Genomic DNA, 14,263 nt, shown 5'->3' with positions numbered 1-14,263 from the left:
GCACGCCTTATCCGAGCGTTGGCGGCGGGTAAGGCGTGAACGTATTTTCGTCGCGCGCCATCAGGTAGAGATACTTGCGATGGATGAAAATCTTGCTCCTGCCGACCTTATGCTCCTTGAGGATGCCGATGGCCGCGAGCTGTTTCAGATAGACGGCCGCCGTTTGGCGTTTGGCGATCCCCGACCGCCCGAGATGCTGAATGCGTGTGTAGGGCTCAATGAAGATGAGTTCGGCGAGTTCGGGCGAATAGATTTTCGGTGCGTAGGTTTTGATATGATCGGCGGTCATATCAATCATCGCTCTTGTCGCTCTTAGCTTGCCATTGGTCCAGATTGCAGACTGTTCGATGGCGGTCAGCATGTAGTCCAAAAACGGTTCCCACTCGCCGGTTTCCGTCACCTTCGCGAGGCTGCGGTCATAGCTGCCTTTGGTCGCCAGGAGATGCCGGCTGAGGTAAAGCACTGGCAAATCAATCAGGCCAGTGTTCAAGAGGCCCATCAAGGTTAGGATGCGGGCGGCTGGCCCCGTTGCGAGGGCAAAGGGTTGCGCGGAGGTGAAGAGATAGTGGGAGACCGCGAGGTGCACCAGCGGGTCGATATCCTCGGATTCGGTCTGGAAGCGCGCCCAGTCAGCCAGAAGATGCGTGAGCCGATTTTCGCTTGGTGGTGTGAAGCCGGCCTCCAACGTTAGCGCGTGTGCCAAGGTTGCGGCGGTGACGATGGAAAGGCGCTGGTATTTCGACGCGGCCGCGGCGGCGATCAGGGCTGCCCGACACCGGAGAATTTGGCGCGTGGCATCGTCGTCTTTGACGCGCAGTCCGTTTGCGGCTTTAAAAAGCGGATCAATGGCCGTTACAACGTTCGCGATTTGGCAGCTGTCCTTCGCTTCCAGAAGCGCGAAGGTGCTTGCACAGGCGGCAGGGTCCGAAAATGTCTTCCCGGCATAGCGTAGGTCGGCCAGGGCGGTTCGTGCTGCAACGCATTTTTTCAGGATTGATCGGGTTTCGAGCTCAACAGCCTGAGGAATCACGGGGCGCGGTGGGGAGGCGGATTCCGGGGTGGCGAGCATGAGACAGAATAACCTGGGCCAGAAGGGTCATGTCGACGTACGCAATTTTTCTCGACATATTCGTGAGGCTCGTCAACGCGCCGACATATATGTGTCGATGAAATGGGATACTTATCGACATGATTGCGTAGTTCAGGGCCTGTAAATCCGCCCACGCATGCGGATATGTCGCTTCGTCGCCGTCCATTCGACCTATCGAATTCCCAGTTTCACCGTCAGCCCGCCTTGACCGACGGGTTTGTTTGGCGCTCATTACCGCCGCCATTGAACGAACCGTTAAGAGACCGATAAGCCTCATGGGAAATGAACGTTACAACGCGCCTGCGCGCGAAAAGCACTGGCAGCAGATGTGGGAGGAGGCTGGTGTCTTCACGGCCTCGAACAACGATGAACGGCCCAAGTGCTACGTTCTAGAGATGTTCCCGTACCCATCGGGCCGCATCCATGTTGGACACTCGCGCAACTACACAATGGGAGATGTGTTCGCGCGGTATAAGCGCGCCCGGGGTTTTAATGTCCTGCATCCAATGGGTTGGGATGCGTTCGGAATGCCGGCCGAAAATGCGGCGATGGAGCGTAAAACGCATCCGGCGCAGTGGACGTACGCCAATATCGCAGCGATGCGCCAGCAACTGAAGTCCATGGGGCTTTCTATCGATTGGCAGCGCGAATTCGCGACATGTGACGTCAATTACTACAAGCAGCAGCAGAAGCTGTTCCTGGATCTTTTGAAGAAGGGCCTCGCCTACAGACGGTCTGCAAAGGTCAACTGGGACCCCGTGGATCATACCGTTCTGGCGAACGAACAGGTTATCGACGGTCGTGGGTGGCGTTCGGGTGCCCTGGTCGAGACTAAGGAGCTGACGCAGTGGTTCTTCCGGATCACTGAATATGCAGATGAGCTGCTGGAAGCGCTCAATACGTTGGATCAGTGGCCGGAAAAAGTGCGACTGATGCAGGCCAATTGGATTGGCCGATCGGAAGGCATGTTGGTGCGCTGGGCTCTTGACCCAGCAAACGCGCCCAAAGGCATTAGCGAAGTCGAAGTTTATACGACGCGGCCGGATACGTTGTTTGGCGCGTCCTTCTTGGCTGTGTCACCTGATCATCCGCTTGCACTGGCCGCGGCTGCGGATAATCCAAAGCTCAAAGAGTTCTGCGACGAATGCCGTCGCCAGGGAACCTCCGTCGTGGAGTTGGAAAGTGCGGAGAAGAAGGGCTTCGATACCGGACTCCGCGTTCAGCATCCTCTGGACAAAGATTGGTTGTTGCCGGTTTGGGTCGCGAACTTCGTGTTGATGGATTACGGGACGGGCGCAATCTTTGGCTGTCCTTCGGGCGACCAGCGCGATTTGGATTTTGCCCGCAAATACGATCTGCCGGTCAGACCCGTGATCTTGCCGCCGGGCGAGAATGCCGAGACCTTCGCGATCGGTGATGAGGCCGTCGATGGTGACGGCTCGATGATCAATTCCGATTTCCTCGATGGACTAGATCCCAAATCTGCATTCGAGAAAGTTGTGGACCGCCTCGGCGCTATGACGATCGGGGGGCGGCCGGTTGGTGAGCGCAAGGTCAACTTCCGCCTGCGTGATTGGGGTATTTCGCGGCAACGCTATTGGGGGTGCCCGATCCCCATCATTCACTGCGAGAGCTGCGGGGCGGTACCGGTACCCGATGATCAGCTCCCGGTGGAGCTCCCAGCAGATGCAACGTTCGATAAACCGGGTAATCCGTTGGACCGGCATCCGACGTGGAAGCACGTCACGTGTCCGAAGTGTCAGGGGCCGGCTGTGCGAGAAACCGATACGATGGATACGTTCGTCGATTCATCGTGGTACTTCGTGCGCTTTACTGCGCCTGATGCGGACACGCCTGTGGATGCGCGCGCTGCGCAGTACTGGTTGCCTGTGGATCAGTACATTGGCGGGATTGAGCATGCGATCTTGCACTTGCTCTATTCTCGCTTCTTTTTCAGAGCGATATCGGATGCTGGCCAAGGCATAGGGCAGTTGCGAGAGCCGTTCCGCGCGCTGTTCACACAAGGCATGGTGACCCACGAAACGTACAAGTCGCAGAACGGCGAATGGTTGTCACCGGATGAGGTGAAGATTGATGGCGACGGTAAAAACCGAGCTGCGCGCCACGCGGTGAGTGCGAACCCCGTTACGATCGGGCCCATCGAGAAGATGTCGAAGTCGAAGAAAAATGTCGTCGATCTCGACGCATTTGTTGGCGAGTACGGCGCGGATACGGCTCGTTGGTTTGTGCTGTCGGACAGTCCGCCAGAGCGCGATGTGATCTATACGGAGGTCGGCGTTGAGGGGGCCCGCCGATACGTGCAACGCGCTTGGCGGTTGATCGACGAGATCGCGCAAAAAACGCCGCAACGCGCGGATGTCATGCCTGAATTCGGCCCCGAGGGGATCGCATTGCGCCGGGCGGCCCATAAGACGCTTCATAGTGTAGGCGGGCACATCGAGGGGCTGCGGTTTAACGTTGCTGTGGCGACGCTCTACGAATTTACTAATGTGCTCAGTTCGACCCTACAGAAGTCGGAAGACGGGCTCGATTGGGCCCTGCGGGAAGGGGCAGAGCTGTTGGTGCAGATGATTGCACCGATGATGCCACACCTGGCGGAGGAATGCTGGGCGCGGCTCGGTTACAACACCTTATTGGCCAAACAACCTTGGCCCGTGGCGGAACCGGCCTTGCTCGTTGACGATGTTATGACCATTGCCGTACAGGTGAATGGCAAGCGGAGGGACGAGCTTACCATAGCGCGGAGCGCCTCCAAGGAAGAGATCGAGGCAGCCGCTTTGGCCTTGGAACCGGTTACTCGCGCCTTAGAAGGCAAGCCGGTGAAGAAGGTTATAGTTGTGCCGCAAAGGATCGTTAATGTCGTTGCCTGAGGCGCTTCGTGCGTCGGGTTCGGTCGCCGACAGGATCGGAGAGTCCAGCCGGATGTGCAGCAGACGGTCGGTTTTTAGAGTGATGGCGGTCGCGGTACTAATCGCGCCGCTGGTTGCTGCCTGTGGCCCCGGCGGTTTTCGTCCGATGTACGCAGACTTGAACGGCACCGGCAGTTTGTCGGAGAGGTTGGCGCAAGTTGATATCGCACCGATCCCAGGCCGTGTTGGTCAGCAGCTTCGCAACGAGCTGATCTTCCAGGCTCGAGGAGGCGGCAACGCTTTGCCGCCGGAGTATCGCTTGGAAATTGCTATTCGCGAAAGTGTAACGTCAACGCTCGTCCAGCGTAGTGGTGACTCTCGCGGTCAGATCTACAGTCTTGATGCATCGTTCCGGCTGATCCACCTCAAGGATAAGAAGGTAATCTTGTCGGGCACGAGCTATGGGCGTGCCGGTTTCGAGCGTTTCGACTCCATTTTCTCTAACGTTCGCGCACGTCGTGACGCGGAGGACAGAGCCGCCGGTACTGTGGGCAACGACCTGAAGTCACGGTTGTCAGCGTTTCTTGCGACACAGGCTTAAGTTCCGTTTTTTCGGGACGCTATTCGTTTGTCGTGCGGCAGATCAGCGAGCCGGTTGATTATGGTCGCTATTAAAAGTCATCAATCTGCGAGTTTTCTGAAATCGCCCGACGCCAAGATCACGGCGTTGCTCTTCTACGGCACGGATGCCGGGCTTGTCTCGGAACGCGCCCGACAGGCCGCGGATGCATGGGCGAAGCGCGAAAACCCACCCGGTGAAATTTTAAGAGTTGATGAGATGGATCTGGACGGAGACCCAGGTCGTCTTGCGGATGAACTTCTGACGGTCGCTATGTTCGGCGGGCGTAAAATCGTTCGTACGAGCACCGGACGGCGTATCAACGCCAATCTGCTCAAACCGCTTGTCGCTGAGACAGCTCTGCCCAGCGTTTTGATCGTAGAGGCAGGAAATCTGAAGCCGACGGATGCGCTTCGAAAGATGTTCGAGCAGCCTGCACATGCGGCCGCAATCGCGTGTTTTCCGGATGAAGAACGCGATCTTGGCGCGGTGGTCGATGAGGAGATGAAGGCGGCCGGGTTGACGATTTCCGCACCGGCTCGTGACAGCCTTGTTGCTCGGCTTGGCGCGGATCGGGCGATGTCGCGCGGAGAAATAGAAAAGCTGATCCTTTATTGCTCGGGGCGTGGCAAAGTTGAAGTTGAAGATGTCGAGGCGATCGTGGGGGACGCCTCTGAACTTACAATTGATCGTATTGTGCTCGCTGCCGCGGGTGGACAAGGTGACCGGGCTGTCAATGAATTCAGTCGGGCGATAGCCGCAGGAGAAAGCGCGCAAGCTATCATCCTCGCCCTCCAACGGCATTTTATGCGACTGCATCGCGTGTGTACGCAGATTGATGCCGGCCGGCCCGTTGCCGATGTCATGCGGAGTTTTCGGCCACCGCTCCATTTCAAGCAGAAAGATGCGCTCACGGCACAAGCGCGTATGTGGACGGTGCAGCGGTTGGCGCAGGCTCTTGGGGCGATTCAAGCCGCGGCCAAGACCGCGCGGCACAATGGTGCTCTGGAAGATATCGTCGCTGAGCGCCTCGTGTTGTCGCTGACCCGGCTGGCGCGTGCGAGCGGTTATTCGGGCCGCTAAACTTGCTCTGCGAAGCTGAGTGCCTATAGTGCCGCGCAAATCGTAAACAATTCGAGAGGTAACATGACCGGACTCCGCTACGACGTAATCGGCATTGGCAACGCTATTGTTGATATTATTGGGCGCTGCGATGAAGAGTTTTTGGCGCGTCATGAAGCTCCGAAAGGAAACATGCGCCTCGTTGATGCGGAAACGGTGGCAGCGATCTATGGTGACATGGGACCGGGCGTTGAGATTTCTGGTGGTTCGGTCGCCAATTCCATGGTCGGTATTGCTTCCTTCGGAGGCCGGGCGGCGTTCATCGGAAAAGTCGCTGATGATGACTTCGGCAAGGTCTTTGCGCACGACATTCGCGCGGCGGGGGTTGAATTTTCCAGCTCACCCGTTAGCGGCAAGGCGCCGACGTCACGCTGTCTCATCCTGGTGACGCCAGACGGCGAACGCACGATGAACACATACCTGGGCATCTCCACCGACCTCGATCAGGGCGAGGTTGATCCCGACGCCATTCGTGCTGCTGGTATCGTTTATCTTGAGGGCTATCTGTTCGATCAGCCGGAGGCCAAAGCGGCTTTCCGTCAGGCGGTCGAGATTGCGCGCAGTGCCGGGCGCAAGGTGGCTCTGACATTGTCAGATGGTTTTTGTGTCGATCGTCACCGTAGCGAATTCGTTGATCTGATCCGTGACGGTATCGATATTCTGCTCGCCAACGAGGATGAGATCACATCGCTTTATCAGACGGAAGATTTTGAGGATGCTGCTCAGCGTGTGGCCGTCCATACGGAGCTTGCTGCTCTGACACGCAGCGAGAAGGGATCGGTCATCATCTCCAAGGGCCAACGGATCGAGATCCCCGTTCATCCGATTGAGCGGCTCGTGGATTCGACTGGAGCTGGGGATCTCTATGCGGCCGGTTTCCTGTATGGCTTGGCAACGGGCAAGGACCTTGCTACCGCTGGCCGACTTGGTTCGTGTGCGGCAGCTGAGATTATCAGCCATGTCGGTGCGCGGCCGGAAACTCAACTCAGCACTTTAGCAAGAGAGTTGGCTCTTTCAGCCTGAGCGGGCGAGATAGAGACTGTGGCAGTGGTTGGCTGACGCTTCGGAGCGTAAATGGAAAACTTGGAGCGGGCACGTAACAAGCTCATTGTGGCGCTCGATGTTCCGACGGTCGAGGAGGCCGAGAACTTAATCGGCCGGCTCGGTGACGACGTCTCAGTCTATAAGATCGGTCTGGAACTGGTGATGGCTGGCGGCCTGGAATTGGCCCGCCGGCTGATCAGAGAAGGGAAGCAAGTCTTCCTTGATATGAAGTTCCTGGACATTGGCCATACGGTTGAACGTGCGGTGGCCAATGCCGCCGAATTGGGTGTGACGTATCTCACAATTCACGGGCATGATCGCAAGACGCTCGACGCGGCTGTGGTCGGGCGGGGAAGCAGCGGGATGAAGCTGCTTGCGGTTACGGTTCTGACAAATCTCACTGCTGCGGATCTCGAAATTCAGGGCAATCGGCTTTCTCCTGCAGACCTTGTTTTGCATCGTGCGCAGTTGGCACGTGCGTGCGGGGTCGATGGTATCGTTGCCTCGGGGCAAGAGGCGGACATGGTGCGCCGAGAGGTCGGTTCTGATTTTCTGATCGTGACGCCGGGTATCCGTTTACCTGGTAGCGCATTGGACGATCAGCAACGGGTGATGACTCCGGACAGCGCTGTCGCTGCAGGGGCCGATCTGATTGTGGTGGGGCGGCCTATTACGCGGGCGGATGATCCAGCTGATGCGGCGCGGGCTTTCGTTGCGCATATCGCTGCGGCCCTTGAGCGTCGAAGTGCGACCTAAGACTCTGCAAGTTTATAAGCCAACCAAGGAAACAAAACGAAATGCCGAAGGGATATGTGATCGCCCACGCCGTTGTCACCGATGCTGATGCTTGGGGGCAGTACGTGGCGAAGTCGAAAATTGCACTGGACAAGTTCGGCGGCACACCGATCGTTCGTGGCGGACGATGCGAAATCGTCGAGGGAAATGGCGTAGCTCGTAACGTCGTTCTAGAATTTCCCAGCTATGACCACGCGTTGGGTTATGCCAAGTCGCCGGAATACGCAGAGGCCAAAGCTTTGCGTGAGGGTGCCGGTACTATCGACATTACCGTTGTCGAAGGTGTCTGACGCTCTTCTTGTATCCGGCGAAGGCCTGTAAGGCGTCAACGTCATGCCACACATGCCAACGAGCGATGGTAGGCCTGCTTGGCGGGCACAAATTCTTACGTTGTTTCCGGAGATGTTTCCGGGGCCGCTCGGCTATTCTTTGACCGGGCAGGCGCTGGACGCGGGAATCTGGTCGCTACAATGCGTCGCGCTGCGCCAGTTCGGCATCGGTCGTCACCTTGCGGTGGATGACCGTCCGGCTGGTGGCGGTGCCGGGATGGTTATGCGTGCGGACGTTCTAGCGGCCGCTATCGATGAGGCGCGGCGTCAAGCGCCAGATCTACCCGGCATCGTGCTTTCGCCGCGCGGTGAACCTCTTCGTCAGGAGACTGCGCGAGAATTGGCGGCCGGGCCGGGGGTCATGCTGCTGGCTGGGCGTTTCGAAGGCATCGATCAGAGGGTAATCGAGGGGCGCCATTTGCGTGAGATCTCCATTGGAGATTTCGTGCTTTCAGGCGGGGAGTTGGCGGCAATGGTGCTGATGGATGCGTGCGTGCGTCTGTTGCCGGGTGTGCTTGGCGCACCTGACAGCCTTGTCCACGAAAGCTTTGAAACGGGGCTTTTAGAGTATCCACAGTATACGAAGCCCCGGGAGTGGGAGGGGCGGGCTATTCCTGAGGTGCTGGTTTCGGGCGATCATGGGAAGGTGGATGCCTGGCGCCGCCGGGCAGCTGAGGCCCTGACCCGAGAACGGCGACCGGATCTCCTTAAGAGCCTGTCGATGGCCAAAGTAGACCCGGAAAAGAACGGTTAAGCCGTCGGTTATCAAAAAACCGGGCGAGGGCATCGACAAAGCCCTACTTTTCGGCTATGACGCCGCATTCAATTCCCTTAAATGGGCCGCAAGAGCCGTGTCCGTCCTCGATTTCCAAGGACAGACAGTGATGCTCCTCTGCTATGATGACAATCAAGGATCGCAAAAAATGAACATCATTCAAGAGCTCGAGCAGGAGCAGATCCGCGCTATTTCAGCCAAACGTGGCGTACCGGAGTTCGGCCCTGGCGATACCGTTAAAGTCACCGTGCGCGTGCTTGAGGGTAAGAACGAACGTTTGCAGGCCTATGAGGGTGTTGTCATCGCCCGCTCAGGCGGTGGGCTGAATGAAAGCTTCACTGTTCGTAAGATTTCCTACGGCGAAGGTGTTGAGCGTGTATTTCCGATCTACTCGCCGTTCATCACTGAGATCGAAGTTATCCGGCGCGGTAAAGTTCGGCGCGCGAAGCTCTACTATCTGCGCGGACGCCGCGGACGTTCGGCCCGTATTGTGGAGCGTACGGACGCACGCGCACGTCGCCTGAACGCTGCTTGGAAGGGCTTCAAGAAGCAAAAAGGTCAGCCTGATGATCTGACGCAGATCCAGGGGATCGATGAAGAAATGGTGCTGCGTCTGAAACAGCTGAACTGCGTTCAGCTTGAGCAGATCGCCAACTTCTCGGACGACGATATTGCGAACGTGGAAGACTTCCTGAAGATGGAAGGACGCATCGAGAAGGAAGACTGGGTTGGTCAGGCGCAGAAGCTTATTGCTGCTGCAGCGGTCGAAGAAGTACCAGCTTCGGATGCAGAAGGCGAAGCGCAGTAAAGCGCTTACCTCTATGGGATACAAAAGGCCCGGGCTTTCTGCCCGGGCCTTTTTCTTTTTGTTCTGCTTGTCCCTGGACCCTACGGGAGATTTCCAACCCGTTTTGCCAGGATCAGTTCGTCAGCACTTTGAATTCAATGCGCCGGTTAAGTGCGCGATTGGCGCGGGATGTATTGGGGACGAGCGGGCGCGATTCACCCAGCCCTGCGGTTTCCAACGCTTCGGCGTTAAGGCCGGCTTCCGTCAGAAATTCGGCGACGCTTTGCGCGCGCGCTTCCGATAGGGCCTGATTCATTGCGGCGTCGCCAAGCGAATCCGTGTGACCTTCAATGCGAATCCGGAGACCGGCGCACTCGCGGGCTGTGGTAACCAGCTGCTTGAGGTCACGGTTGCTTTCGGAGGTCAGTTTGGCGCTTCCGGTGGCGAACTGAATGGAGCTGGCTTCCGTGATCTGACGTAGCGCTTCTGTACACGTCAGAGCATCAGAGCGAACATTCCGGGCCAGCGAGATGGCCGCGACTTGCGTGTGGGCCAACATGTTCCAGCGGGCACGGCGCGCAAGGTAGGCGTCGAGCGTGACCACCGGCAACGAAACATCAGCTTCGGAGCTTGTGATCGATGGTGATGAACCCCACGAGGCCCGGTCATTCAAGAGGTCGGTCAGAGCAGCGTTGACCGTGTTTGAATCGAGTTGGGCCAATACGGGCGCTGGGCGCTCGTCCGCGGGGTGAATGATGGGCGGCGTCACAGGACCTGCTTCAGGAAGAGCCGTGATCTTCGGCAGGCGCCGATTTGCGCCGGCGGCTAGCTTTACCCGAACTTTTTTGGGTTCGGAGCCCTCTCCCCATGCGGTGCGGCGGGCAAGGAACCGATCGAGATCGGTGGCTTCCCGAGCAACGCTGAGGGTCGGTTCGGTGCCGTATGAGGCCCGTTCGCTCAGCAATGTCGTCAGCGATGTCTTGACCTCGTTGACTGGTATCGCCGTCAATACCGGTGCCGGGCGATCCTCAGCAGGGTGAATGATTGGGGCCGGACCGCTCGTATCGACAGAGCGGCTCGGGATAACCGGCAAACGCCGTTTTGCGCCGGCAGCCAGCTTCACACGGATCTTCTTGGGTTCCGGTCCGACGCCCCAGCGATCACGGCGTGCGAGATAGGCACCGAGGTCTCCGGCGACGCGCGCTTCGGCGACAACGGGTTTCGATCCCCAGGATGCGCGCTCAGCCAGGAGCTTTTCTAAAGCGCCGTTTGTTTGGCTGGCGGGAATATCGGTGAGCTCTGGAGGGCGCTGTTCGTCGGCATGATGAATGATAGGTCTCGCCGCTTCGACTTGCGGAGAGATCTTCTCGATGCGGAGACGCGACGGGGCGCCGGCTGCCAATTTGACACGGATTGGCTTTGGCTTCGGACCCTCGCCCCAGCTGTCCCGACGCTTCAAATAAGCTTTGAGATCTCCTGCAAAGACGGCATGGCCGAGTGCTGGCTCGCTGCCCCAGGCTTCACGGGTGGCAAGCAATTCTCGTAGCGCTTTGCGAATGCGCAGCTGCGGAACCTCGGTCAAGTGTGGCACCGGCCGCTCTTCTGCAGCATGGATGACCGGCGAACCGGAATTGGTTACGGGGGCCGTCGCCAATCTGGGGAGTGTGCGGCTCGCACCAGCCGCCAAGGGGGCAGCAATGCGCTTCGGCTCTGGTCCGGGGCCCCAGCTTTCTCGTTTCGCCAAGTATTCGGCGAGTACACTGGCATTATCCATCGGCACAGCCTCGGGACTTGCGCCCCAGCTGTCACGGCGTGCCAGATATTCTTTCAGGTCCGTCGGCTCGCTGGACTGAGCAGATGCGTTCCAGGCGTCGCGACGGGCCAGGTAATCGTCTAATTCGTTCCGGGTATCGACGACAATGATAGCATCCTGCTGGCCGGAGTTCTCATTCCAGGCAGCGCGTGTATTCAAAAGGTTCGCCAGCGCCCTTTCGATAACGTTCTGGGACGGCGTGGCGTTATGGTGGGGAGCTGCTTCGGCCGCAAGCGGGCCGGCGCTCAAACAAATGAATCCAATAGCAGCGACGTTGCGCAACATAACTTGGGTCCTCCGTCATGGGCACACATGTTATGACAGGGTTTACCTTAACTTTCAGTAGCCATTTGCTTGTCTATGAGACTGAATCGGCGGTTTTTTTCGTCAACAAACTAATAACGAGGGGTCCGAATACCGAGCCCCTCCATTAGAGGTTGAGATTGAAGCTTTTCCTCGACTCAGCGAACCGAAAATTCGATACGCCGATTCTTTGCGCGATTTTCAGGGCTGGAATTCGGTACTAGTGGCCGACTTTCGCCGAACCCGATGGCTTCAATACGGCTGGAAACCACGCCGCCTTTTACAAGATAGTTAAGGACCGCCATCGCGCGTTGTTCCGAAAGCTTTTGATTCGTGCTTTCGGAGCCGCGGTCGTCTGTGTGGCCTTCCACGTGGATTGTCGTGTTACGGCAATTCTTTGCTCGTTGTGAAAGCTCGTCGAGAGTTGAGAAGCTTTCGGCATCGAGAATGGCGCTGTTGGTGCGGAACAATATCGTTCCCTTGCCAACGGTGTTGCGCAGCTCCGTTTCGCAGGCGTCCGCTTCGGCGGAGCGTGCGGCAACCTGCTGACCTGCGGAGCCAGGCGCGGTGCCCCAGCTCTCCCGTTCGGAAAGAAGCTCCGAGAGGGCTTTGTCGACATCCGCGCGAGGTATTTCGGTCATCTGCGCTGGAGGGGTCTTTTCGGCGGCGTGCACGAGAACGGATTGTTCGCTGCTGTCCGATGCAGGACTTGCCGTTGCGGTTGCTGTTGCGGGAAGTGGTGAGACTGCACCCGCGGCGAGGGGAGCTTTCACGGGTTTGACCGGGTTGCCAGGCCCCCAGGAGGCGCGACGGGCCAAGTATCCGGCGAGGGTATCGGGCTCAGCCTCTTCTGCCGAGGCCAGTTCAGATTTTGGTGTCGCGGCAACTTTAGGTGAAGGTTCAGTTCCCCAGCTTTCCCGTTCGGCCAGGAGATCAGTGAGAGCCTTACTAATATCAGCTTGAGATACTTCGGCCGTTTGCTGAAGTTTTGGCTCATTGGCGTTTAGAGGTTGAGCGGCTTTCTCAGCAGGACCCTTGCCCCAGCTATCCCGCTCGGCGAGGTAGTCGGCCAAGCTACCGACGGTGGCTGTACTGATCGGCGAGGCTGTTGCGCCACTCCAGCTTTCGCGTTGAGCGAGAAGGGCAGCCAGATTCTCTTCAATGATAGGTTGAGGGACTTCGGTGATCTTAAGCGGAGGGCGCTCCTCGGCGGGATGCACGATCGGAGGCGTGGCGTTTGCTGCAGGTGCGGCTGTTGTGGCACTCTTGAGTGGTATGGATGCTCCGGCTGCCAATCGAACATTCTTTGGCGTCAGCGAACTTTCTCTGCCTTTGCCCCAGCTTTCGCGTCGTTTGATATATTGCTCGAGAGTTTCTATCTTATCGGCGTCGCCTGAAGTTGCTGGCGTGGAGGTTTCGGAGCTGGAACTACCTATCGCAGATGGTACCGTCGTTCCGGTGGCAGCGGTATCGATTGTTCTAAGCTCTCGACCATGCAGTACTTGCAATTCGAGGCATTGAGAGAGAGACCGATAGCTTACGTAGGGCTCTTTAACTTCGCCGAGGCACGCATTCCGGTAATCATCGGGTAGCAGGCCCCAGCCCCCAAGGATTGCGTGCTTGGCTTGGAATTCGAAAAGTTGACATTGGCCGGCTGCGTTTTCGCTGGCGCAAATGGTGGCGATATTCCAGTTTGGAAGTTCAACCGCCTGCGCTGACGTGGCGTAAAGGAGTACCACTCCAGAAGCCAACTTGGAGACTCTCGACATCACGCACCTCCCCAGGTGTTAAGCAAGCTTAATCACGCCCCAACTTTTTGTGGGCAAGGTTTTTTGTTAGACGTTCCCTATATCAAAGAAACAGCAACCTTACAGAACACGCAATGTCTAATCTCGATACCCGACGCACCCAGAAGAACGATAATCAGATAAAGCGCTACAGCGCCGAAGACTTTGAAGGGATGCGCCGGGCGGGACAGCTCGCAGCAGCGGCGCTCGATATGCTCACCCCGCACGTTAAACCGGGCGTGACCACCGAGGCGCTGGACGAGATGGTTTTGCAGTTTGCGCTCGACAATGACGCGATACCGGCACCTCTCAACTATCGCGGCTTTCCCAAATCGATCTGTACGTCGATCAATCATGTAGTTTGCCATGGAATTCCGGGGCCGAAGCCGCTGAAGGAAGGCGATATCATCAATATCGATGTGACGTTGATCGTCGATGGTTGGTATGGCGATACGAGCCGTATGTATGCCGTCGGAGCAATATCGCGGCGGGCTGAACGTCTGATCGAGGTGACGTATGAATCGCTGTGGCGCGGTATCAACGCAGTGAAGCCGGGCCACACGACGGGACATATCGGTGAGGCGATCCAGACCTATGCCGAAGGTGAGCGGTGCAGCGTGGTCCGCGATTTCTGTGGTCACGGTTTGGGGCGGCAGTTTCACGAGCGGCCGAACATTCTGCATTATGGCGAGGCGGGTGAAGGCCCTGTACTTGAGCCGGGCATGCTCTTCACCATCGAACCGATGATCAATCTCGGGCGGGCGAATGTGAAGGTTCTAAATGACGGCTGGACTGCCGTGACCCGAGACCGGGAATTGTCTGCTCAGTTCGAGCACACCATCGGTGTGACCCAAGATGGATGCGAGGTCTTTACGCGGTCGCCCGGTGGATATGATTGCCCGCCTTATGTCACCGCAGCCTAGCATCAC

12 protein-coding genes are annotated in these 14,263 nt (G+C 57.8%); 9 read left to right on the top strand and 3 right to left on the bottom strand.

Going from position 1 to position 14,263, the window contains the following annotated elements:
* Positions 1-7 precede the first annotated feature (7 nt).
* A complete protein-coding gene (locus YBN1229_RS04215) occupies positions 8-1,069 on the bottom strand; it encodes a Fic family protein (protein WP_046476940.1) in 1,062 nt (353 codons plus the stop codon).
* A 296-nt stretch (positions 1,070-1,365) separates the two neighbouring features.
* Between YBN1229_RS04215 and leuS the strand changes: the two genes are divergently transcribed.
* The 8 genes from leuS (at position 1,366) to rplS (ending at position 9,452) form a co-directional block, all read left to right on the top strand.
* Positions 1,366-3,981, top strand: a complete 2,616-nt coding sequence (gene leuS, locus YBN1229_RS04210) for a leucine--tRNA ligase (RefSeq protein WP_046476938.1) — start codon at positions 1,366-1,368, stop codon at positions 3,979-3,981.
* Positions 3,968-4,561: an LPS assembly lipoprotein LptE gene (locus YBN1229_RS04205; protein ID WP_082101009.1), complete on the top strand. Its 594-nt coding sequence runs from the start codon at positions 3,968-3,970 to the stop codon at positions 4,559-4,561. The genes leuS and YBN1229_RS04205 overlap by 14 nt, the downstream gene beginning before the upstream one ends.
* Before the next feature lie 60 nt (positions 4,562-4,621).
* Complete coding sequence (gene holA, locus YBN1229_RS04200) at positions 4,622-5,662, top strand: DNA polymerase III subunit delta (protein WP_046476936.1); 1,041 nt, start codon at positions 4,622-4,624, stop codon at positions 5,660-5,662.
* A gap of 63 nt (positions 5,663-5,725) precedes the next feature.
* Entirely contained in the window at positions 5,726-6,724 is a 999-nt protein-coding gene (locus tag YBN1229_RS04195; RefSeq protein WP_046476934.1) for an adenosine kinase, read from the top strand.
* Positions 6,725-6,775: 51 nt separating this feature from the next.
* Complete coding sequence (gene pyrF / locus YBN1229_RS04190; protein ID WP_046476932.1) at positions 6,776-7,501, top strand: orotidine-5'-phosphate decarboxylase; 726 nt, start codon at positions 6,776-6,778, stop codon at positions 7,499-7,501.
* Between the two features lie 41 nt (positions 7,502-7,542).
* Positions 7,543-7,830, top strand: coding sequence for a DUF1330 domain-containing protein (locus tag YBN1229_RS04185; protein WP_046476930.1), 288 nt, complete (start codon positions 7,543-7,545; stop codon positions 7,828-7,830).
* A 43-nt stretch (positions 7,831-7,873) separates the two neighbouring features.
* Positions 7,874-8,623 (top strand): tRNA (guanosine(37)-N1)-methyltransferase TrmD, encoded by a 750-nt coding sequence (trmD, locus tag YBN1229_RS04180; protein WP_046476928.1) that lies wholly within the window; start codon positions 7,874-7,876, stop codon positions 8,621-8,623.
* A gap of 169 nt (positions 8,624-8,792) precedes the next feature.
* On the top strand, positions 8,793-9,452 hold the full coding sequence (rplS, locus tag YBN1229_RS19235) for a 50S ribosomal protein L19 (protein WP_046479944.1): 660 nt from the start codon (positions 8,793-8,795) through the stop codon (positions 9,450-9,452).
* Positions 9,453-9,564: 112 nt separating this feature from the next.
* Here rplS and YBN1229_RS04170 read toward each other — a convergent pair whose 3' ends face one another.
* Both YBN1229_RS04170 and YBN1229_RS04165 read right to left on the bottom strand, forming a co-directional pair.
* A complete protein-coding gene (locus tag YBN1229_RS04170; protein ID WP_052743685.1) occupies positions 9,565-11,529 on the bottom strand; it encodes an OmpA family protein in 1,965 nt (654 codons plus the stop codon).
* Between the two features lie 176 nt (positions 11,530-11,705).
* Complete coding sequence (locus tag YBN1229_RS04165) at positions 11,706-13,316, bottom strand: OmpA family protein (RefSeq protein WP_082101008.1); 1,611 nt, start codon at positions 13,314-13,316, stop codon at positions 11,706-11,708.
* A 113-nt stretch (positions 13,317-13,429) separates the two neighbouring features.
* On the opposite strand from YBN1229_RS04165, the gene map reads away from it, so the two are divergent.
* A complete protein-coding gene (map, locus tag YBN1229_RS04160; RefSeq protein ID WP_046476925.1) occupies positions 13,430-14,257 on the top strand; it encodes a type I methionyl aminopeptidase in 828 nt (275 codons plus the stop codon).
* Positions 14,258-14,263 lie beyond the last annotated feature (6 nt).

The organism is Candidatus Filomicrobium marinum (genome assembly GCF_000981545.1).
Classification (GTDB): domain Bacteria; phylum Pseudomonadota; class Alphaproteobacteria; order Rhizobiales; family Hyphomicrobiaceae; genus Filomicrobium; species Filomicrobium insigne.
The sequence above is the reverse complement of the archived record's forward strand: the minus strand, read 5'-3'. Positions and strand labels throughout refer to the sequence as shown.